Raw genomic sequence first — 22,190 nt, 5'->3', positions numbered from 1 at the left:
CGGAAATACGGAACCCGGCGTGACACCGTCACGCCGGGTTCCGTCGTTTCCACGGCCTCAGCGGCGGAAGACCCTGATCAGCACCAGCACACCGACGAGAGCGCCCGCGCCGATCAGGCTGTACTTCACCTTCGGCTCGTTCACCTTCGCCAGGACCGCGTGTTTGGTGTTGTCCGCGATCCGCTGCGGGTCCGCGCGTACCGCGAGCTCGTCGAGTGTGCTCGCGAGCCGGTTGCGCGCGGCATCGATCTCCCGCTCGATGTGCTCGGTATCCCTCGCCACGTTGTGTCTCCTGTTGTCTGTCGTTCGTGTAGGTCGCTGGGCGTCGAGTGTATCCGCCGCCACCGATGTCACGTCCCGTGTCGCATCCGTGGACTACCGTGCTGGACATGACCGACAATCACAAACCGGCGGCGGACGCGAAGGGCCCGGAGGAGGCCGCCCACAAGCTCGGCCCCGGCGATCCCGCGCCGGATTTCACGCTGCCGGATGCCGACGGTAAACCGGTTTCGCTATCGGACTACCGCGGCCGCAAGGTGATCGTGTACTTCTACCCCGCCGCCAGCACCCCCGGCTGCACCAAGCAGGCCTGCGACTTCCGCGACAACCTCGCCGAGCTGAACGGAGCCGGTCTCGACGTCATCGGCATCTCGCCGGACAAACCGGCGAAGCTCGCAAAGTTCCGGGACAACGAGAACCTGACCTTCCCGCTGCTGTCGGATCCCGATCGCGAGGTCCTGCGCGCATGGGGCGCGTTCGGCGAGAAGATGATGTACGGCAAGCGCATCACCGGTGTCATCCGGTCCACCTTCCTCGTCGACGCCGACGGCAAGATCGAGGTCGCACAGTACAACGTGCGCGCCACCGGGCACGTGGCGAAGCTGCGCCGCGACCTGTCGGTATAGCGGTACGGACTGCCGAGGGGCCCCGGGACGGTCGTCCCGGGGCCCCTCGGCGTCGGCGGTGGCTCAGTCGCGCCCGGGCACCATCGTCGTCACCCACCGCAGCGTCAGCCGCCAGTGGTTGTCCCACCACGCGTTGAATTCGTCGGTACCGATCGGCGGCGGCGCGGACTCACCCGGGAACAACAACGCGCCGTCCGGTGCTCCGACCGGCTCGGTGGGGTTGGGCACGATCGTCTGCTGTTGCTGGTGCGGCGCATCCGAATCCGGGGCCTCCTTCACCAGCCGCTTCGGCTCACCGCTGGAATCCGACCCGCGCAGACTCAGCATGGCCGCCCCGCCCGAACCCCAGTTCGCCGGAGCCGGACCGGTATTCGCGCCAGTGTCGGGGGCGGCGTGCCGCGGACCGGAGGACCGGATGCCGGGCTGCTGCGGGCCCGGCAGTTCCGGAACCGAGTCCGCCGCGGGCAGTCCCGGTTCCGGGCGCGCATGCCGCGGCCCGTGATTGCCCTCAGTCGTGGTGCGGGCATCGGCCAGGCGTGTGGTGGCGTCCGAGCGCGGATGATCGGTGAACTCGTGGATACCACCGAGGGTGAGCCCACCGGCCAGAACGCTCGCGGCGGCGACCACGGCGACCGAATTACGTGTGATCGGTGAGGATTCGGCCGGCAGTGCCACGAACGACTCCGGCTGCACGACCAGCGCCGCGCCGACCGCGGAACCGGCCACGGCGACCGCACACGGGATCACCGGCGCCTCGAAACCGGCCGACAGTACCGCCGGCATGCCCGGACGGGCGGCGCCGACCACGACGACGGCGCTCGGCCGGACCCCGGCCGCGTCGAACTGATCCCACGCGGCCGCCACACCCGGCTGGATCGAATCCTCGGAGACGAATCCGGCGGTGGTCGACGTGGCCGCGACCACCCGGTCGCGATGCGGCGAGATGAGGGAGAACCCTTGATATCCCGGTGTCAGCTCACACACCAGCAGGTACTCGAATTCACCGGCCCAGGTCATCGCGCGGGCCAGGGCGAGATGCGCCGATTTGGCCGACACCAGCGAAGCCTCGTACCACTGCCCGGCCGCCAGGCCGCTGACCACCGCACGACGGCCGGCCGCATCGCGATAGCTGACCGCGGCACCGGCGATCTCGTACTCGTCCCCGACATCTCGAACGAGAGCGTCGAGCATGGATTCGATCAGTGCCGGGACACCGGCCGCCGATCCCGGACCACGCGCTCCGCCATCGAGTTCGGCCACGCGATGCGCGAGCACCCGATCGACAAGTTTGCCGCTTCCGCCGCGCAGAGCCACCGCGTCCACACGGTCGCGAGCGATCGAAGCGCCGAGAGTCACCACAGGTCGAACCACCAAAGATCAAGCCTTCCGTGTGCAGGAACCGCGCCGGAGAAGCCGCGCCGAGCAGCGGGTGCAGCGCCGCGGCGGGAATGGATCGGATATCGACAGACCCCCGCCGATGTAGATCTACTCGGTATGTGTTCGTCACCACATACGGCGTGGATGGGTTATGAATCCGACCGAATTGCGCGCGTCGACGTCGCAGTCGTGTGCCATCCGCGTGTCGCTACCGCTAGCCTGGTGGTTGTGGTGGAAGCGCGCACGGCACCGAGGTCGAACCGACGCCCTGACCCTGCGTTGGAGTTGCAGGACGACCCGCAGGAGTTGATGCCGCGCCGTCGTCCCACCCAGGAACGCAGCAAGCGCAAGTTCGACGCGCTGCTGCAGTCGTCGCGAGAACTGCTGGTCGAGGTCGGATTCGAATCGTTCACGTGTGAAGAGGTCGCCGCCCGCGCGGAAGTCCCGATCGGCACCCTGTACCAGTTCTTCGCCAACAAGTACGTCATCGTCTGCGAGCTGAATCGGCAAGACCTGGTGGCCGTTTCCCAGGAGCTGGCCGATTTCCACGGCGAGATCCCGTCGATGGACTGGCTGCGGCACATGAACAAGCTCGTCGACCATCTGGCCGAGCTGTGGATGACCGATCCGTCGCGACGCGAGGTGTGGCTGGCCATGCAGTCGACACCGTCGACGCGTGCCACCGGCGCCATCCACGAAAAGGAATTCGCCGAGGCCGTGCAGCAGATGCTGCGCCCGTTGATGCCGCGCACCCCGCGCGTGCGCCGCTCGATGATGGCCCAGGTGCTGGTGCACGTGGTCTATTCGATGCTGAATTTCTCGGTGCAGGACGGCCTGAGCCACGAGGCGGCCGTCGCCGAACTCAAGCGGCTGATGGTGGCGTATCTGCTGATCGCGGAGAAGGAATCGCGCACGGGACAACGCGATACCGCGGGCTGAGGTCCGTCGCCACGTTCTGCTTCCGTCGTTCCGACGAAGACCGGAACCGATACGACGCGTGAGCGGGACGTCGCCGGTTCCGGCCTTCGCAGGAGCGACGGCAGGTCATGGCCGGGGCCACGAAAGCCTCAGGAGTTCTCGATCAGATCCGCCAATTCGCCCGGATCCTCGAGCACGACCATCGCGGCGGCCATATCGCCGTCGTGCGTGATCGACAGGTGCACCCGCACCCGAGGCAGGAATTCCGCTGCCAGGCCGTGCAATTTGATGCTGGGCCGGCCCCAGGCGTCGTTCACCACCTCGATGAGCGGATACGGATTGTCGCCGATCTGCGGGCTGCGAGCGAACCGGGACGAGGCCCAGGCCTTGAGCACGGCCTCCTTGGCCGCCCACCGCGCCGCGAAACTCCGCGCCGGGTCGGTGCCCTTGCTCTGGCAGTAGCGCCGCTCACCCGCGGTGAAACTCTCCCGGAGCATGGTGGTTCCGGCCCGTTCGAGCTGTTCGGCGAATTCGGAGATGGTCACCAGATCCAAGCCGATACCGAGGATGGTCATGAATCCGAAGATACGGATCGCGCGAACCATCCTCGGTATCGGTACATCGTTACCGGGGAGTTGTTACTTGACGGCATCCCGATCGGCCGCCAACTCGCCTGTCCCGCAGGAGCCGTGGGCCAGGTACAGGCCCTCGGTACCCAGGCGCGCCGAGTCCGACAGCAGCACATCGGCCTCGAGCTGGCGAATCTGCTTGGCCGGGGTGCCTTCCCCGCCCAGCCGGCGATCGGCCGGCCGCTCGTAGAGCGGCTCGCCACCGCACATCGCCTCCACCAGCCGCTGCCGGCCCGCGAGACGACGCTCCTCGGCGCGACGCAGGTAGTCCTCGCGGCGCTGCGGATCCAGCGCCTCGACGAAGGCCTGCGGATGCACGACCGCGAGCAGCCCGGAGACGTGCCCGAAGCCGAGCGAGGTCACCAGACCGGCCTTGAGCGCGAACCGATCTCCGAACCGCAGCGGCTGGCGTGCCCACACCAGATGCGGGTACTCGGCCATCTTCTCGTCGACGCAGTCCAGGCTGCGGTTCGGCGGAATCACGCCCTGTTCAAGCACCTGGCACAACCCGATCAGCTGGAAGGCGGCCGCACCGCCCTTGGCGTGACCGGTCAGCGACTTCTGCGAGACCACGAACAGCGGAGCACCGTCGGAGCGGCCCAGCGCACCGGCCAGCCGCTCGTGCAGCTCCGATTCGTTGGGGTCGTTGGCGGCGGTGGAGGTGTCGTGCTTGGACAACACCGAGATCTCGTCCGGTGCGACACCGAGTTTGCGCAGTGCCGCGGCCAGCCGCGATTCCGCACCGCCCCGGCCCGCGCTCAGGGCACCCAGGCCCGGAGCCGGAATCGAGGTGTGCACGCCGTCGGCGAAGGACTGCGCGAACGCGACCACGCCGAGTACCGGCAGGCCGAGTTCGGCGGCCACGTCACCGCGAGCGAGCAGAACCGTTCCGCCACCCTGGGATTCGACGAATCCGCCGCGGCGGCGGTCGTTGGCCCGGGAGAAGTAGCGGTCGCTGATGCCCTTGGCGCTCATCGCGGCCGAGTCGGCGGTCGCTGACATGTCGCCGAAGCCGACGATGCCCTCGATACCCAGATCGTCGTAGCCACCGGCCACCACGACCTCGGCCTTGCCGAGCCGGATCTTGTCGACCCCCTCCTCGACCGACACCGCCGCGGTCGCACAGGCCGCCACCGGGTGGATCATGCCGCCGTAGCTGCCGATGTAGGACTGAACCACATGCGCCAGTGCGACGTTGGGCAGCGCCTCCTGCAGGATGTCGTTGGCCCGCGGCTCACCGAGCAGGTTGTCGATGTAGAGCGAGCGCATCGACGACATACCGCCCATACCGGTGCCCTGGGTATTGGTCACCATCGCCGGGTGCACCCAGCTCATCAACTCGGCCGGGCTGAAGCCGCTGGACAGGAACGCGTCCACGGTGCACACGATGTTCCACAGCGCCACCCGGTCCACCGAGCTCGCCATATCGGGCGAGATACCCCAGCGGGTCGGATCCCAGCCCTCGGGGATCTGACCACCGACGGTGCGCGACAGCTTGGCCTTGCGCGGCACCCGGATCTCGGTGCCCGCCTGACGGATCACCTGCCAGTCGCTGGAATCGGCGACCGGGTTGATCACGGTGTGCTCGGGGTCCGCGGCGTGGAAGGCCCGAGCCTCGGCCTCGCTGTTGACCACGAAACTCAGATCCCGATCCAGGAAGACCGAGGTGAGCAGCGGCGCGGCATTGTCGATCATCGAGCCGTCGTCGCCGTAGCGGCGGATACCGCACCGCTGCACGACGGTGTCGTGGTACCGCTCGGCGATCTCCGATTCGTCGACGTACTCGCCGCTCTCGGTGTCGTACCAGCCCGGCTTGGGATCGTTCTCCCAGGTGACCAGACCGGTGGTCCAGGCCAGCTCGAGGACGCCGGCCGCGGACAGCTCGTCGGCGACCTCCATCTCGAAGCGGGTGCGCGCGGAACCGTAGGGCCCGAGCTCGCCGGCGCCGATGATGACGACCATATCGGCGAGATCGGCGGTGACCGGACCCCACGCGGGGGTGGGCAGCGCCGAGGTCAGGGTCGGCGGAACCGGCAGTGCCGCAATGGTTCCCGCCTCGTCGGCGGTCTCCGCCGCCGGCTCCCGCTCGGCCTGTTCGGCCAGCTCCGACAGATCCAGCTTCGCACCGGCGAGTCCGCCGGTCAGGTCGATCTGCTGCGGCGCGGTCGCGGTGACCGTGCGGGCCCGGGAGGTGCACCACTTGAGCAGTTCGTCGGCCATCTCCTGGGTGGACCAGGTCTGCACACCGGCGTTCTCCACGGCGGTGACCAGCGGATCGTTATGCCCCATCAGACCGGTGCCGCGCACCCAGCCGATCATGGCGTGTACCAGGGTGACCCGCTGCGCCCACGACTTCTCGACCCGCCACTTGGCGATCACGGCGTCGAGTGCGGCCTTGGCCTCACCGTAGGCGCCGTCGCCGCCGAACATGCCGCGGTTGGGCGAACCCGGAAGCACCACATGCAGTTTCGCGTCGACATCATGGTCGGCGCCGATCCAGGACAGACCACCGATCAGCCGTTCCACCGACCACAGCAGGACCCGCATCTCCATCTCGGCGCGAGCTCCGGCCTCGGTGAGGTCACCGCCGACTCGCGGTGCCGCGAACGGCAGCAGCAGCGTCGGGGTCATCGCGGGCTTCACGAGAACCTTGGCGCCACCGGCGTTGTCGATCTGCTCGTTGCCGACCCACTCGATCAGCGCGTCGATATCGCTGTAGGAGGCCATGTTCGCGGGCACGACCCACAGCGCGGCGCCCGCCCGGGCGTGCTCGCGGTAGAGCTGCTTGTAGAAGGCGAGGCGATCGTCGTCGAGCCGCGAGGTCGTGACGATGACCGTGGCGCCACCCGAGAGCAGACCACCCGCGATCGACGCGGCGATGGATCCCTTGCTGGCACCGGTGATCACGGCGGTGTCGGCGGACCAGACACCCTCGTCGGCGGTGTCGACGGCGATCTCGGCGATGCGCTGGTAGGTCCCGGCCAATACCGACCGGGCCTCCTTCATCGCCTGCTGCCGCCACCAGTTCGCCTGCGCGGCAACGGCTTCACCGGTTCCGGCGAAGCTCACGATCCGGTCCTCGCCCAGATCGCCGTCGGCGGCCAGCCACAAGGTGGCCAGATCCTCGCGGGCGCTGGCCCAGCGGTCGTCGATCAGCACGGACTTGCGGGCGTCGAAGGCCGGAGCCACCAGACGCGGCCAATCCGAACCCAATTCGGCCGAGACCAGGTCGACGAGCGATTCGTCGGTCGCCTCCGGAGCCGACACCTGATCGGTGAGACCCAACTGCTCGAGCATCACCCGGGCAGTCGTCGCCAGCACACCGTCGCGGCCGGTGATCTGCTCGGTGAACTCACCCAGCGCGGCGGCATCCACGGTGGCGCCACCGCCACCACCGGCGGCGGGCAGTGCGACGCTGATACCCCGGCGGCCGGCGACCGCCTGTACGGCCGCGTCGATCGCCGCGTCCACGGCGGCACCGTCGCTCAACGCACCCGACACCAGGCCACCGAGGTCGCCGCCGCGGATGCTGGCGCCCTCGCGGGTGCCCAGTGACACCTCGGCGGTGACGTGGTGTGCCCAGCCGTCGCCGAGCTCCCAGACCTTCTTCACCCGATCGGCGATGGCGGCCGGGCGCTTGCCCGACGGGCCGAAGACCTTGCGCAGGTGATCACCGACGGCATCGGACAGCACCGAACCGAACGGCTTGTAGGTGCGGGCCAGACGATCGACCGTGGCCGACAGTGCGCCCATATCGGCATCGGCGGCACCGTCGATCGCACCGAGCGACAGTTCCGAACCGAGGTCGACCAGCAGCTGATTTCGCCGCGAGGACACGCCGTCGCACAGCGCCTCGATGGTGTCCACCGGGCCGATCTGATCCATCCGCAGCTTGGTCCACAGCGCGATCAGCACGCGGGTGGCGTCGGCGGCGCTGAAGGTGATGTCGTCGGGACGCGGGCCGCCCGTCGCCACGGGCGCCGGTGCCGCGGCGACCGCGGCCGCCGGCTCGGCGGCCGGAGCCGATTCGGCCACAGCTTCCTCCGGCTCGTCGACCGGCGCCGGATCGGTGTCGGTGGAGTACACCACGCCGGCCTCGCGCTCGATGTTGAGCACCTCGACCGTGGTGGCCGAGTACTGCGGCAGCTTCAGGGTGTTGCCCGCCAGGTTCGCGACCGTCGGGGTTGCGGCCAGACCGATCTCGACGAAACGCTCCACCCCGAGGCCACCCTGCGCGGCATCGGTGAACAGCAGATCCTGGGTCTCGATCCAGCGCACCGGGCTGGCGAACTGCCAGGCCAGCAGCTCGATCAGCAGCACCCGGCACAGGTCGTTCGGACGCGCCGACCAGGAGTCGAAATCGTCCAGCACCGCGCGCAGCGGTTCCGAGGGCACCAGGTCCGCGATCTCGGCGACGAACTCGCGTTCCAGCGTGAACGGCCGCGGGACCAGGTTCGGAATGTAGCGTCCGGCAAGGATTTCCGGGTGCAGGTTCGCCGGCAGCAGTTCCTCGAGCTTGTGCCGGAACTCCGGCACACCCTTGCGCAGCACCGTGGAGTGGAACGGCACGTCGATACCGGGCACCAGCACGAAGGCCCGCTTACCGCCGAATTCGGCACGGCGGCGCTCGATTTCGGCCTCCAGCTCTTCCAGGCCGGCGACCGTGCCCGCGATCGCGTACTGCGAACCACGCAGGTTCAGGTTCACGACCTCCAAAAATTCACCAGCACGAGCGCCGATTTCGGAGACGAAGTCGATCACCTCGGCATCGGGCAGCCCGATCTGCGAGGGCCGGATCGCGGCCATCCGATAATCGCTGCGGCCCTGGGCATCCCGGGGCACCAGCTCGTGCATCGCCGAGCCGCGCTGGAAGACGACCTCGAGGACGGCCTCGAGCGGCAGCACACCCGCCACCGCGGCCAGCGCGTTGTACTCACCGACCGAGTGGCCGGCCAGCATCGCGCCCTCGACGAAGGCACCGGCCTCGCGCAGCTCGGCCACCTGGGCCACACCGAGGGTCGCCATCGCGACCTGGGTGAACTGGGTCAGGTGCAGAACACCCTGCGGGTGGCGGTATTCCACGCCACGGGCCTTGAGGTAGGTCGGGTTGTCGCGCACCACGGCGAGGATGGAGAAGCCCAGTGCCTCGCGGGTGTGCTTGTCGGCGCGATCCCACACCTGCTTGGCCGCCTTCGACCGCGACCGGGCGTCCAGTCCCATCCCCTTGGTCTGGATACCCTGACCGGGGAAGGCGTAGACGGTCTTCGGGGCCGCGAGCCGGGCGGTGGCGGTCATCACCAGATCACCACCGGTCCGGCAGGACACCTCCACGATCTCGCAGCCGCGGTCGACGGCGATCCGCTCGACCCGCACATCGATCTGCGCACCGGGCCGGACCATGCCCAGGAATCGGGTGGTCCAGGCGGTGACTGTCCGTGCGGGCAGCGGAGATTCGGGATCCACGGCCGATACGGCGTGCTGCGCCGCGGCCGACAGCCACATACCGTGCACGATCGGGCTGCCCAGACCGGCGAGCTTCGCCGCGGCGGAACTGGTGTGGATCGGGTTGTGGTCGCCGGAGACCTCGGCGAAGGCGGCCATCGCGCGCGGCGCGGTGAGCTCGACATCGCGACGACGGCGGCGCGGGGTATCGCTCGCGGAGTCGGAGACGGACCCACCGGCCTGCGGCGGATCGGTCAGCTCACCGCTACCGTTGCGGCCGCGAATCGCGAAGCGCTCCACCAGGGTTGCCACGGTCGGGGTCTCGAGGCCGTGATCCCGCATCACACCGACGGTGACCCGCACCTCGACGACCCGGCCCAGATCGGTGTCGACCACCGAGGCCGATTCGGCCCGCACACTGAGCACCGCTGCCTCGCTGGGCAATTCGCGCACGAGGTCGATCCGGTGATCGAGGTGGACCAGGTCGAGCATGCCCTCGATGACACTGCTGACGCTGCCGTTCTCACCCTCGGCCCGGCTGGCACCGAGCACCGCGAACACGGCCGGCCAGCAGGCGCCGACCAGTACATCCGGCACCTGGCGGCCGATGGTGCTGAGGCCCGCGGGCAGACCCGAGCCGGTCACCCCGGCGTGGTCGGCGATCATGTCCGGCGTCCAGGCCAGATTGACGTGCGCGACATGAGATGTCCCCGCGGACTTGACCTCCGGCAGTTCCTTCCCGGCGGCGACGGCCAGCAGCGCGGACATGGCCGCCTCGGCGTCGGCCTCGGTGACCACCGGGGCGCCACCGCCGTACACCGACTCCGGCACGGTGATGCGGATCCGCACCTCGTTGGCCGGCGACAGTGGAACGGCCAGCTCCACATACGCGTGATCGATATCGGGTCCGGCGGCGGGAGTCAGCGTGGCGCCGGTCGGGCGGTGCACGGCGCCCTGGGCATCCACGGTCCACGCGTCCAGGTCACCGAGCCGGTGCACCGGGTTGGCGGCGGTGCGCCCGGCCCACTGCACATCGGGTGCGGCCAGCACGACATCGATGGCGCCGGAACCGATTTCGGCGCGGCGGCGGCCATCGACGGCGGCGGGGGTGACGCCGCCCCGGATCAGCGTGTAGGCGGTGTCCTGCTCGAAGCGATCGAGCAGCTCGCCCACCGGCTCGTCGGCGCGGGTGATACCGGCGACCGATACCGTGCCCGGAATGACGCAGACCTGATCGGCGGTGTAGCGCGGATCGTGGGCCTGCCACAGCGAATCCGAACGCCACCACCGGCGCACATCGCCGTCGACGACCGGCACGAAGTTCACCGGCTTACCCGGGGTCTTGCACAGCGAGACGAAGAAGGGCACGTCGGCGGGGTGCAGGACGGTGTCCGCGGCGGCCGGGTAGTGCTCCTTCAGCGCGCAGATCACGTGCACCGGCTGCTCGAAGGCGCTGTCCTCGGCGAACAGGGTGGAGATGCGGCCACGGTCGGCGGGGTTGAGCCGGGCCTCCGCACGACGCACCATCTCGGCGAACCGGTCGCGCCAGGTGATGTCGGCCCAGACCGAGCGGGTGGCGTCGGCGATGGCATCGGCCAGATCGCTGCCGCAGTCGAAGCCGTCGCGGCCGGGCCGCATGTTCTCCGGCAGCAACGCGGCCAGTTCGACGTAACGCTCGAGCCAGCGCAGGTAGGTCATGGTCGCGACATCGCCGAAGTACGGCTTGGCGGTGCGATCGAGTGCCTCGATGATCTCCACGCGGCGGGCGGCGACGGCCTCGCCGTCACCGGCGACCTCGTCGAGCAGCCGGCCGGTCTGCGAGGCCGAGTTGTCGATCTCGTGGATATCGGCGCCCAGTTGGCTACGGCCGGAAGCCATTCCACCGGTCGCGGTGCCGGCGGCCACCCAGTCCGGGGTTCCGGGGGTGTCGACCAGCAGCTGCTTGACCTCGGGTGCGGTGGTGGCCTCCAGGGTGGCCATGGCCGCGGTACCGACCAGCACACCGTCCAGCGGCATCGTCGGGTAACCGTGCGGGACCGACCATTCACCGGTCAGATATTCGGTGGCCCGCTCCGGGGTGCCGATTCCGCCACCGACACACACCACCACATTCGCCCGGCTGCGCAGTTCGGCGTAGGTCTCGAGCAGCAGGTCGTCGAGGTCCTCCCACGAGTGGTGGCCACCCGCGCGACCGCCCTCGATATGCACGATGACCGGGTAGTCCGGCACCTCGTCCGCGATCCGCAGCACGGCACGGATCTGAGCGACGGTGCCCGGCTTGAACGCGACATGACTGATGCCGGCCTCGTTCAGTTCCTCGATGAGCGCCACAGCCTCGTCGAGTTCGGGAATGCCCGCGGTCACGACCACGCCGTCGAACGGGGCGCCGGCCGCGCGCGACCGCTGCACCAGACGCTTACCGCCCAGCTGCAGCTTCCACAGGTAGGGGTCGAGGAACAGCGAATTGAACTGCACGGTCCGGCCGGGCTGCAGCAGGGTCTGCAGTTCGGTGACGCGGTCGGCGAAGATCTGCTCGGTGACCTGGCCGCCACCCGCCAGCTCCGCCCAGTGGCCGGCATTCGCGGCGGCCGCGACGATCTTCGCGTCCACCGTGGTGGGAGTCATACCGGCCAGCAGGATCGGCGAGCGGCCGGTGAGGCGGGTGAAGGAGGTCTCGACCACGATGCGGCCGTTCGGCAGGCGAATCGGCTTGGGCGCGAAGGCGCTCCAGGCCGGGGCCACCTCCGGCGCCGCGCCCGGTGTGAACAGGCTGCGCTGTCCGGGGCGGGTCGCCACTGCGACGATGCCCACACCCGTGCCCTTGAGCGAACCCTGGGTCAGCCGGCTCAGCAGGTCACCGGGGCCGATGTCCAGAATCCACTGCGCACCACCGGAAACCGTGGTGTCGACCTCCTGCACCCAGTCGACCGGATCGACCAGGATGCGGCGCGTCAGCTCGGCGGCGACATCGGTATCGATATCGCATTGCGCGGCCCATCCCGAGACCAGCTCCACGGTCTCCGCCAGTGCCGGGTGGTGGAACGCGATCTCGACCTGCACATCTTCGAAGACCGGAGCGAAGACCGAGCCACCGCGCTTCTTGGCATCGCGGTCGCGGCTCTGCTCGGCATGGATCTCGGCGCACCGCTGCCGCACCCGCTCGAGCTGGGACACCGTGCCGGACAACACCGCCCGGCGCCGCCCGTTACGAATGGACACCACCGCGGCGACAGCCGGGTCCACACCCGCCGACACCTCGGCCACGACGGCACGCAGCTGCTCCGGATCGACATTGGACACCGCCACCATCGGCGACTTGTCCCCCACCGGGATGACCCCGCGCCGGCGGCCCACCAGCGTGGCGGCGGCACCGATCAACTGAGCCAGCGCCAGCAGTTCGACGTCCCGGGTACCTGGCGTGGCCGCGGCCTCGGCGGCCAGCAGCCCCTGTGAGTGCCCGACGATTCCGGTCGGCGCGTGCTCGGCGGTGTCGAGCCCCTGCATCCGCAGCGACCGCAGCGCCGCCACCTGGGCGAGGAAGACACCGGGCATGGAGACCGCGGCCGAACGCAGCGCCTGCGCGGACGGCGCCGCCGATTCGGCATCTTCGGCATCGTCGTCGAGTTCGTCCTCGAGCATCCAGGCGATCGGATCGAAGCCGACCGGACGGACCACCAGAAGGTGCGCCGCGACCGGGGCCAGGCGCGCCTCGGCCTCGCGCACCAGTCCGGTCAGCTCGGGCTCCAGGGCACTGTCGCGCCCGATCTCCTCCAGCTCACGCAGCCACTGGGCACCCTGACCACCGAAGGCCAGCGCATACCTCTCACCACCGAGCAGGCGATCCAGCAGCGACGACTTGATACCCGTATCCGAAACTCCCCCAACGACCTTCGCGTTCGGTTCGGTCCCGGTGCGTTCGTTGATCGTCAAGACGTATCGACTTCCTTCTCGTGGCGGCTCCCCCCGCGGGGCCCGCTCCTGGTGTGCACAGGTGTCCCTCGCCCCTGAGGACCTGAGGAAGCCTCAGGTTCGCACAAAATCATGAGGAAAGCCTCACGTTTCCTCTCACCCCCCACACCTACCCTCGAGTATTTCGGTACGTACGTACAAGAATGACTTCAAACATGACTCGAGCTCATTTTTGAACCCCCAGGTGGCAGGGTTACGCCCCGGTAAGAAAGTTGAGGGTTCCTCATATTGGGGGTTACCCAATCGTTATATTCCCAGGTCGTGTTACTCGTGGGTAGACGACACCCGTGCGCAGCTTCGCGATCGGCGCACGGACCGGTAGAGTTTGGACGGTCGTACCATCACGCGCGAGTGGCGGAATTGGCAGACGCGCTGGATTTAGGTTCCAGTGTCCTCGGACGTGGGGGTTCAAGTCCCCCCTCGCGCACGATTTCGTGTCACTGGTGACACATTCGGCGTCGGCGTGTGTGAGCGCACTCAACCACGCGAAGGACGACCAGTGACAACAGTGCGTGACCTGACCACTTTTGTGGCACGAATGCTATTTTTCGGTGCTTTCGTTCGAACCTCATTGCCCCGCGGCGTGTGGGGGTGGTGCGCGTGATCGCACCGGTGATCCCACCGCAGACGCCGTTGCAGCAGCTGATCCACGGCCCACATTCGCTTGCCCCGCTGCCGGTCCCGCTTCGAACGCCGACGTGGTCATCGGGGTGTCCACGGTCGGCCAAGGCGGGCGGGTCGTGGATCGCAAGGTCTTCTCCGCATTGGGCTGGGAAGCCGACGAACGGCTTACGCTGCGCTGCGCCGACGACGGAATCCTTGTCGCCTCCTCCGACGCCGAGGGCCCGATCCTGATGCGCGACTGGTCCATTCACATTCCCTTGCGGCAGCGGCGCCGGGTGCAGCTGGTCATCAGCGACCGCGTCCTCCTGCTCGGCAGACGCACCCACGGCCACTTGGCGATCGTCGCGCCCTCCGGGATGGAGACGCTGTTCGCCCCCGCCCTGGCATCGCTGGAGCGGTGACACGATGGCCACCAACACAACACCGGCGGCGTCGGCCGAGGCGGTCGCGGCCGCGCGAGTCCTGCTCGCGCAGATGGGAATCAGCCCCGCCGATCTCGTCGACACCACCGCGCTCGTCCCAACCTTCGCCGACGTAGTCCCGCAGGTCCGGGCCACGCTGCGTCCCGGCACGATGCGCACCTACGACGCGCATCTGCGGCGGCTGGAAACGCAATGGGCGACGCGACGCCTCGACAAGCCGACCCAAGCCGACCTCGAAGCCATGGCCCGAGCCGTACAAGAGCGCGCCCGCGCCAACCGCGCATCGCGCGGCGGAGGAAGCGCGGTCGAGCATTTCGTCAGCGCGGTGCGCTGCGTGTATCGCTATGCCGAGAGCACAGGCTGGATCCGCCCCAGCGACAACCCGGCCCGCAAGGTCGCCAAGCCGACCCGAAAACCCTCGCAACGCTATGCGATTCCGTCCGGGCAGCTGGCCGAGATCTGCGCGGTGGCCGCCGTGACCGGTGACGACGGGGAGCTGGACTCGTTGATCCTGCGCCTGCACATCGAGACCGCGTGCCGGCGCAGCGGGGCATTGGCTCTGCGACCGCACGACCTCGACGCCGACCAATGCCTGGTGTGGCTCCGCGAGAAAGACGGCACCGACCGCTGGCAACCGGTCTCCCCCACACTGATGCGTTACCTGCGTGCGCACGCCGCCGATCGCAACGCCCGTGTATCGGGGCAGCTGCTGCGCTACCGCAACGGCACACCGATCACTTCGCGGCGCTACGACCACATCTGGGCGCGCATCGGTGAAGAGTTGCCGTGGGTGGCGGTGCAGGGCGTGACCATGCATTGGCTGCGGCATACGACTCTGACGTGGGTGGAGCGCACCTTCGGCTACGCCGTGGCCCGTGCTTACGCCGGTCATCACGGCAAGGGCGCGGGCCCGACGGCCACCTACGTCAAAGCGAACCTTCTCGAAGTCGCCGCCGCCGTCGCCGTACTCACCGGCGAGCCCCATCCGTTGGCCACGGCCGGAGGACCTACGGCCACATGAACACTGCCGCGTGCACACCGGATCCCCGTTCACCAGAAGGACCGCACCACATGCCCGCACCCGACACAATCGTGCGCACGCCCACCTCGCCGAACAGCCCGGACCGTGCGCACGGTCGCGACCGTGCGCACGCCTTCTTCTGGTGTGTGCTCGTCGCCTCAGCGACGGTGAGCGTGACCGGCAACGCTGTGCACGCTGTCCTGCACGCACCGGTGCCGCCGATCGCGTTGCTGACCGCTGTGCACGGTGTCACCGTGCTGCAACGAAAGCAGGTGCGCACCACCGCTGCTCACCGGCTCGCCGCGTTCGCTCCGCTTCCTCATATGGATGAAAAGTCGTCAGGTCAAAGGCGGTGTATGTCGCGGCCTGCCTGGATTGTCGTGTTGCCGTCGCCGGTGGCGTTCACAGTCTGAGTGATCGTCGTGGTCGTGTTCCTGGTCGTGCCAGCCAAAAGCGGGGACAACTCGTCGTTCACCAGATGTCGGAGCTCTACCACCAGATCAGGATTTGAAGCCACGAACCGACGCAGACGAGCCCGCCACTCTCCGGCTAGCGCCTCGCGGGTCTGCGGGTCGTCGCCGGCAGCGACGATCTCGTCGTGGAGCTGGTCAAGATCGGCTCCGATCTGCCCCGCCTGCTCAGGATGGTGCTTACGCCACCACCCGACCACTACATCCTTCGCACCGGACCAGACGTCGGTCGCCATCAGCTTGACCAACGCTGTACCCGCTTCTACCACAACCGGATCCACAATCCCCCCATCAGCTCCTGGCGACATGATCCCCGCCATCATAGAGCCCCGGCGCCCCAACCTCATCGAGCGATGTCCACTCTCTGCCCGGAGCTTGCAGAACAGCTGGCGCCGCGGTCTGTTCAAGCGTTGCGCCCGGACCTGGGACATCAGCGGCCGTGGCAGCTTCCGGCGAAGGTGTATGTCGATGGTGCCGCTACGAATGCTAAGTCGACTGGCGACCTCTCGCGGGCCGTCCTCATTTGTCGAACTTACGACGGTAACCGGAAAAAATGTCTCTGGTAAACCTATCTACCTGATCGAATTTCCTGATCCCTCGATACGGGTGCGGTAACCCATCCCTGAAATCGCTGGAGTTGAACTTCGGCTGAAGAAGCCGGACGGAGTTCTCTGTTGCGAATTCATTCTCAACCGTGAGGGCGCCCTCCCGGATTCTGAATCGTGGGTCGAACTCGGACCGAATGACGCCGCAGATCTCGTTGCCGAACCGGGTTGCTTCGAGCATTAAATCGCACACGAGGCTTTGGGTATGCGAAAATTGATCGAGTAGCTCATCGTATTCATCCCGCGCATGGAAACCAGTTTTGTACACCCTCACGATCTCTAGATCTTTTCTTATGGGGTGTCGATCTGAGTATACGTCGAATTGCGTCAGAATATCTTCCAGGACCGACGTCATGCCATTGATGAGATTTTTCAAATTCTCATGCCTAGGTGGCCAAAATCTTTGTTGGACCCAAGTCGCAAGACTTCGGAGGCGGTCATATTCTTTCTCTAGCATACGCGGTGCGGGTGCCGCCAGGATGTAATTTGTAAAGGCGGGCCAGCGATCCCAATCAATTCTAGAATTAAATTCACCGATCAGTTGTGTCCAGATCTCTTCTTCAATCTTTGCCATTTGATGTAATTCGAGTTGCTGCGTCGCGCCGCGCTGGCCGAAGCGGTTTTCGTTGTGGCTGGATGAAACTTCCGACGGGTCCGGCTCTCTGACATCCGAGCTGGATGTTGAGTTCGTCGCCGATGGTCCGCCACCTCTGTTGAAGTGCGCGTCGCCTTCGACATAGATATGAACGATGTCACGGCCGGCTTGGTAGACCGAGTTGCCACTGCCGTGCATGACTGCCGATTGACGCATCTGATCTGTTGTCGCGCACCGCAGTTCGTCCACGAGATCAGGTGTTTGCGGTTCGAAGCCCATCCAGTCAGCGCTGGCGCTTGTTGCGTCTGGCTTGGATAATCCATCGCCTTCGCTAAGGCCCCTGGCAAGTGCACGTGGCGAGGGACGCTCTGGCCTGTCTGACTGAGAGCGCTCGCGGTCGCGCCAGAAATTGACGAAGTGGGCGTAGGGGTCCGTGTCGGATGCGGATTTCTGAGGAATGAAGAGCCGGTTGAGATCCGCATAGTGGGGTCGGAAGCCGCACCACATATCGAATATCCGAAGCATGGTATTCGGTCCGGGAGAATGGTGGAGATGAACGACGGCGACTCCAGCGCCGGCTGACTCGCTGGTATTACCGACGCTGGCCACGACTATCTTCCACATGGCTTCCGATCCCGTGCCGAGATCTCCGGCGATCGGATCGTCGCCGATCTGGTCCAATGCTGCGGCCAGCGCTGGTGCCAGTTGTTCGAAGGTTGTGGGTAGCTCAATGCCTGCTTCACGATTACACGATATGGGAAGAATATCAGTCTCGAAAAGCTTGTGTAGGCGGCGCTGCCCCCGCGGCCTGGCATAATCGGCCGCGCGCCAATAATCCATGAGTTTCTTGCGAAGCGCTGACTGTTCATCTCTCTTCGGAGATGCATGGACAAAGAGTATGTGTCGGAGAAGCGAGTCCTCGGCGTGGAGGGAACGATGGAACTTCATCGCACCGGTGAGAACGAACGCGTCAATTGCGGCGAGCAGGCCGGCCTCATCATTCCCGACGCGGCGGACGAAATCGTTCTCTGCCGCACCCGACGATTCAGCTTGCACGTCGTACGTGTCGAAAAACGCGTCCGGCCCGAGATAGCCAGGCAGTTTCGGTGCACATACTCTGAAATCGGTCTGGTCGACGGTGGATCTGTCGAGGTACGGACCTGCCGTGTACGTGACATATTGAGCTCGTGGTAGGGCGCGAAGCAGCGACTTGACGCTGCGGCTGACTTGAGAGCTGGGTTGTGCAATGTCCGTGTCCAGGTCGATTATGAGAGTAGGGATCTCGGCGACGGCCGACGGGTGGGCCTGAAGATCTGACTTCAGCTTCCAGAGGACGTCCCTATTCTTCTTGACAACCAGCAAGTGTGCCGCAACGCCACGCAGGTTCTTTGACGAGTTCAGAGGAAGATCGGGGACCCGCTTCTCGAAATTCAAACCGTTGACTACCGAGCCCTGTGTGCCATAGTCGAATTCGAGCCCCGTCAGGCGCACGATGCCAGGCGCCTTAGACATAGAGGGAAGGTCGGCGTCCGCTCGCAGCTGCACCCGACGACGGAGCTCGTTTCGGTTTCCTGTGAGCACGATGACGAGCCGGTATCCGGCATCGACTGCTTTGGCAATCAATCCGATCGCTGCGCTTGTGCGGTCGTACCCAATTTCGAACAAGATCACGCCAGCGCGGCGGCAGGGCTTTCTGGACGAGGGTGCAACGAGTTGGGCCAGAACCTCGTTCGCCACAGCTTCGGTTTGAGCGAGGACCGCGGGTGGCTGGCCGCACAGTGTGACAGCCTCCTTGTAGATAGTCCAACACCGTCCTTCCGGACGTCGGGTCGCTCCGCGGGGCGGAGCTGCCGCACCAGGCCGCGCCAGCAGACCCTCATGGTCAAGCTCTCTGACTCGTTCCCTCGGCGGTGCATCGCCGGCTGCGCGGATTGCCGACTGGGACTGGGGGTCTGACATGGCAACCATCCTGCCGCGTGACGTGGGGCGACGCATGGGAGTGTTGAGGTGGCGTCCACCCGCTCAAACATGCGCCAATCGGCCGCCTCCGGGCATGCAAGCACACACCTGGGCATGTGACACCGACCTGGGTCTGGGCGTTTCCCGGGCGTGGCTACCGCGATTGTCGGCGCACCGACGCTGCCAGCCCTCGTTGCAAGTCCGCGTAACACGTTCTGGTACAGCAACATCGGGCGGCAGCGGACCTGCGGTCAGTGGAGTGCGTGCATCGAACGGCAGCGACATGGTCGCCGACACAAGTGATGCGGACGCATCCGCAGGCGGCCGAGCGACAACCGGCATCGACCGCCGCTGATCGGAGCAAAACCAGCGACGCGCCGTAGAGATGCAGAACGAGGAAATCGGTAGGGGGATCGCCGTTTCGTCGGTTGAGTCGTCGTAGTGGACTCTATCCAAATACGTCATATCTCGGTCGTACCGGTCGCCGACCGCGAGAGGACCCCCAAGTCACACAGCTGGTGTGACCTCGAGCGATTCAACCGATGGATCCTTCGAGGCTCCAACACCACCGGCTGGTGCCCCTACCGGCCGATACCGACGCGCGTGGCCGGCGAACCGACCACGCGCCGACACAGAACAGATAGCGAGGAGGCGTACGCAGCTGTCAGGCTGCGTCGTCGTTCGGCAGCAGGGGCACGCCAGCGGCGTGAGCGGTGTCGTCGATCCATTTGATGAAGGTGAGTACCGAGCCGCCGGCGTACCGACGGACCCGATCCTGGATGGCGCGCAGGTCGTGGCCGGGCAGGAAGTCGCGGGTGGAGTATCCGCCACAGTCACAGGCGCAGAGGCGCTTTCGAAATTCGGCTTCTTCGGGCAGGTCGATGTAGCCGACAGGGTTCTGGGATTTGTTCGCCGCCGGGTCGGGCTGACCGATCCAGGCGTCGTACACCGGGTGTCCCTTCGCGAGCAGTGGGCCCTGGACGGCGAACCGGTCATCGTAAGGCACGACCTCGTCGATCTCTCCGATCGCGAGGACGGTCCCGCCGCCAGTGACCAGCGCGAATTTCTCTCGTCCGAGCCTGTCTGCGTTGGCCTTCCACGTTCCGCGGCCGGATTCCCACGCCTCTTCCTCGGTCATCCGCGGGAACCAGCCGACCCACTCCCGTCCCATCAGTTCCGCACCGTCGATTGGGGAGTACGTACCGAGCTTGAACCGAACAGCCATGATGGCATCCTCTCAACGTGAAACCGTGCAAGAGAGATGCTACATCTACTTTTCACCTCAGAATAGAACGATGCCATACCGTCATCTTCCCTCGGCCGTAGAGAGTCGGTGGCCATATGGGTGAACTGGATGTGAGGTCCAGATCCGCAAAAAGTTACGCCAAGCCTTCAGAACCCGTCTCGTACCTGGTGGCGCAAGCCGGAGCGGGCGGCAGGCCACGGTGGTGGTCCCGTATCACCCGCGCCTCGTCCTGCGATAGATCCCGCGAGGGAAGGAACCTCGCAGTGTTCAAGGGAGGCAGGGGATTCCGATGGAGTTGGTTGTAGGCGAGCAGCCCGAGTTCGAGTGGCGCCCGGAGCTGGAGGTGACCGTGACCGAGAAACTGCTCATGACTGTGGCGCTGGCCCGAGCCGCTGTCAGCGCCATCGCGATAGCTGGCCAGACGATCACCTACGGCAAACTGGCGACAGCTCTCGACGATCGGTTCAACTACCGACGGCCGGGCGTAATACTCGACCTGCTGTCACTCGACTGCATCCGCCGCGACGAGCCGTCTCTCGCTGCGCTCGTCGTCCAAGCCTCGACCGGCCGGCCAGGCGACGGCTACGTGCACGGCGACGTGCCGATCAAGAAGTACCAGAGACAGGTCCAAGAGTTCTGGCAGCAGCCATACCGGTGACCCTGGACGGTCTCCGGGTCCCAGACAGTCGCCCGAGATCCGGGTGCCATGGAGTTCCTGCACCGCCTGGGACTCCGAGCGTCGCCGGACGGTGCCAGACGATGACCTATCTGCGGTAGCCCGCTGTGTTGGTCGGATTGACAGCCAACCCGCTTAGCGTGACTTCTCGCGGATCCGGTCCCCACACCCCGTGAACGCGGAAGTTGTTGCCAAATAACAACGTTTATCGGGCGACTGGCGCGAATCCGATCTGCCCGAACCGTTCCGCCGCCCGGCGTTCGCTTCCGGGTTATCGGGCAACTTCGCCGATCGAGAGGAGACCACCGTGCGCAGCGGCACCGAAGTGGACGACGATCCGACTGTCGGCGATCCGGAGGTCGTGGCGCCGATCGAGGTGCATATCGCCGACTTCGTCACCGATCTGCGCAACATGAAAACCCGGCGAACACGATCCGCGCCTACCGCGCCTACCTGGTCGCCTTCGCCGAGCACGTCGACGGCGACCTGAAGGCGATGGGCGTGGATCCGGTGCGCGCCTTCCTGTCCGAGACCTCCGACCTGGCGCCGGCGACGCGCAAACACAAGCGCGCCGCGGTCTCGGCGTGCTGCCAGTGGGCGGTGCGCCACGACCAGATGCCGGCCAACCCGATGGGCAAGGTCGACACCATCACCGTGCCCAAATCTCTACCGCGTTCGGCGCCAGCCGCTGATATCTACCGAGTTCTGGACGCGCTCTGCGCGCGCTGGCCCCGCAAGTCGGGGCCGATCGATACGTCGAGCTGGGTGCTCACATCGCCGTCGACGGCCAACTTGAACCCTCGAATCATCGGGGACGCCGCATGCATCAACTGACACGACCCTTAAGACCTCAAGAAGGTCTGGCACTACCTCGCATGCTTCGGCCAGGCCGGGAAAAGAACCCACAACGGCCGTGGGCACTGACATTTCGGTAGCGAAAACTACTGACACCGAGTCGCGAACCCGCTGTTCAGCTACTGACATCGCGATGGCCTGGCGCATACCAGCGCCCGTGCTTATCCACCCCGCGACGCCGGGCCGCTTGCGGCAATGGAAAGCCAGAGGCAATCACCCAGCAACCCCACCATCGCACTCCCCATCACCCACTCACCAGATCATCACACCCCCACACACATTCACACCCACATTCCACTCAAACACATAACCCCCAACTCCCCTATCCCCCATAACCCCTCACCCCCATAACCACACAACACATGCAGACCTCTTGCACTCAGGCTGAGAATTTCCTTACGACTTGCGGTAATGCTGAAATTGATAAAACTACTACCCCTTCCAACCCTCGCATTCCGAATACCTATGGGTGTCTGA

14 protein-coding genes and 1 tRNA gene are annotated in these 22,190 nt (G+C 66.4%); 8 read left to right on the top strand and 7 right to left on the bottom strand.

The window, feature by feature from the left end; genetic code table 11:
• Positions 1-57: 57 nt before the first annotated feature.
• On the bottom strand, positions 58-282 hold the full coding sequence (locus AB0L57_RS19985; protein WP_364964065.1) for a DUF3618 domain-containing protein: 225 nt from the start codon (positions 280-282) through the stop codon (positions 58-60).
• 107 nt (positions 283-389) lie between these two features.
• Here AB0L57_RS19985 and bcp point away from each other — a divergent pair, with 107 nt between their 5' ends.
• Positions 390-905 (top strand): thioredoxin-dependent thiol peroxidase, encoded by a 516-nt coding sequence (gene bcp, locus AB0L57_RS19980; RefSeq protein ID WP_364964063.1) that lies wholly within the window; start codon positions 390-392, stop codon positions 903-905.
• A 63-nt stretch (positions 906-968) separates the two neighbouring features.
• Here bcp and AB0L57_RS19975 read toward each other — a convergent pair whose 3' ends face one another.
• Entirely contained in the window at positions 969-2,261 is a 1,293-nt protein-coding gene (locus tag AB0L57_RS19975; protein WP_364964060.1) for a hypothetical protein, read from the bottom strand.
• Positions 2,262-2,591: 330 nt separating this feature from the next.
• Here AB0L57_RS19975 and AB0L57_RS19970 point away from each other — a divergent pair, with 330 nt between their 5' ends.
• Entirely contained in the window at positions 2,592-3,221 is a 630-nt protein-coding gene (locus tag AB0L57_RS19970) for a TetR/AcrR family transcriptional regulator (protein ID WP_364964329.1), read from the top strand.
• A gap of 128 nt (positions 3,222-3,349) precedes the next feature.
• Here the strand turns inward: AB0L57_RS19970 and AB0L57_RS19965 are convergent, their stop codons facing one another.
• Positions 3,350-3,775 (bottom strand): holo-ACP synthase, encoded by a 426-nt coding sequence (locus AB0L57_RS19965; RefSeq protein WP_364964058.1) that lies wholly within the window; start codon positions 3,773-3,775, stop codon positions 3,350-3,352.
• Between the two features lie 63 nt (positions 3,776-3,838).
• Positions 3,839-13,132: a fatty acid synthase subunit beta domain-containing protein gene (locus AB0L57_RS19960; protein WP_364964327.1), complete on the bottom strand. Its 9,294-nt coding sequence runs from the start codon at positions 13,130-13,132 to the stop codon at positions 3,839-3,841.
• 453 nt (positions 13,133-13,585) lie between these two features.
• On the opposite strand from AB0L57_RS19960, the gene AB0L57_RS19955 reads away from it, so the two are divergent.
• The 3 genes from AB0L57_RS19955 (at position 13,586) to AB0L57_RS19945 (ending at position 15,307) form a co-directional block, all read left to right on the top strand.
• A tRNA-Leu gene (locus AB0L57_RS19955) sits at positions 13,586-13,667 on the top strand.
• Between the two features lie 313 nt (positions 13,668-13,980).
• Complete coding sequence (locus AB0L57_RS19950) at positions 13,981-14,265, top strand: hypothetical protein (RefSeq protein WP_364964056.1); 285 nt, start codon at positions 13,981-13,983, stop codon at positions 14,263-14,265.
• A gap of 4 nt (positions 14,266-14,269) precedes the next feature.
• Positions 14,270-15,307, top strand: a complete 1,038-nt coding sequence (locus AB0L57_RS19945) for a tyrosine-type recombinase/integrase (RefSeq protein ID WP_364964054.1) — start codon at positions 14,270-14,272, stop codon at positions 15,305-15,307.
• A 343-nt stretch (positions 15,308-15,650) separates the two neighbouring features.
• Here the strand turns inward: AB0L57_RS19945 and AB0L57_RS19940 are convergent, their stop codons facing one another.
• From AB0L57_RS19940 to AB0L57_RS19930, 3 genes are all read right to left on the bottom strand, one after another.
• Positions 15,651-16,058, bottom strand: a complete 408-nt coding sequence (locus AB0L57_RS19940) for a hypothetical protein (protein WP_364964052.1) — start codon at positions 16,056-16,058, stop codon at positions 15,651-15,653.
• Positions 16,059-16,296: 238 nt separating this feature from the next.
• Positions 16,297-18,714 carry a hypothetical protein gene (locus tag AB0L57_RS19935; RefSeq protein ID WP_364964049.1) on the bottom strand — a complete coding sequence of 806 codons (2,418 nt, stop codon included), beginning with the start codon at positions 18,712-18,714 and terminating at the stop codon, positions 16,297-16,299.
• 886 nt (positions 18,715-19,600) lie between these two features.
• On the bottom strand, positions 19,601-20,074 hold the full coding sequence (locus AB0L57_RS19930) for a hypothetical protein (RefSeq protein WP_364964047.1): 474 nt from the start codon (positions 20,072-20,074) through the stop codon (positions 19,601-19,603).
• Between the two features lie 397 nt (positions 20,075-20,471).
• Here AB0L57_RS19930 and AB0L57_RS19925 point away from each other — a divergent pair, with 397 nt between their 5' ends.
• The 3 genes from AB0L57_RS19925 to AB0L57_RS19915 all read left to right on the top strand — a co-directional run bounded on the left by AB0L57_RS19925 (position 20,472) and on the right by AB0L57_RS19915 (position 21,692).
• Positions 20,472-20,840 carry a hypothetical protein gene (locus tag AB0L57_RS19925; protein ID WP_364964044.1) on the top strand — a complete coding sequence of 123 codons (369 nt, stop codon included), beginning with the start codon at positions 20,472-20,474 and terminating at the stop codon, positions 20,838-20,840.
• Positions 20,841-21,165: 325 nt separating this feature from the next.
• A complete protein-coding gene (locus AB0L57_RS19920; RefSeq protein ID WP_364964041.1) occupies positions 21,166-21,348 on the top strand; it encodes a hypothetical protein in 183 nt (60 codons plus the stop codon).
• Positions 21,349-21,359: 11 nt separating this feature from the next.
• Positions 21,360-21,692: a hypothetical protein gene (locus AB0L57_RS19915; RefSeq protein WP_364964038.1), complete on the top strand. Its 333-nt coding sequence runs from the start codon at positions 21,360-21,362 to the stop codon at positions 21,690-21,692.
• The last annotated feature ends 498 nt before the right edge of the window (positions 21,693-22,190 follow it).

It is taken from the genome of Nocardia sp. NPDC052254 (genome assembly GCF_040679495.1).
In the GTDB taxonomy this organism is placed as follows: Bacteria; Actinomycetota; Actinomycetes; order Mycobacteriales; family Mycobacteriaceae; genus Nocardia.
Note: the sequence above shows the minus strand (reverse complement) of the source record. Positions and strands in the feature narration are given on the sequence as shown.

What these genes read in the sequence shown, in the direction of transcription:
- AB0L57_RS19925 (WP_364964044.1), top strand. Translation starts at nt 20,472, where the DNA reads ATGGAGTTGGTTGTAGGCGAGCAGCCCGAGTTCGAGTGGCGCCCGGAG.
- AB0L57_RS19965 (WP_364964058.1), bottom strand. Translation starts at nt 3,775, where the DNA reads ATGACCATCCTCGGTATCGGCTTGGATCTGGTGACCATCTCCGAATTC.
- AB0L57_RS19945 (WP_364964054.1), top strand. Translation starts at nt 14,270, where the DNA reads ATGGCCACCAACACAACACCGGCGGCGTCGGCCGAGGCGGTCGCGGCC.
- AB0L57_RS19930 (WP_364964047.1), bottom strand. Translation starts at nt 20,074, where the DNA reads ATGACCGAGGAAGAGGCGTGGGAATCCGGCCGCGGAACGTGGAAGGCC.
- bcp (WP_364964063.1), top strand. Translation starts at nt 390, where the DNA reads ATGACCGACAATCACAAACCGGCGGCGGACGCGAAGGGCCCGGAGGAG.
- AB0L57_RS19970 (WP_364964329.1), top strand. Translation starts at nt 2,592, where the DNA reads ATGCCGCGCCGTCGTCCCACCCAGGAACGCAGCAAGCGCAAGTTCGAC.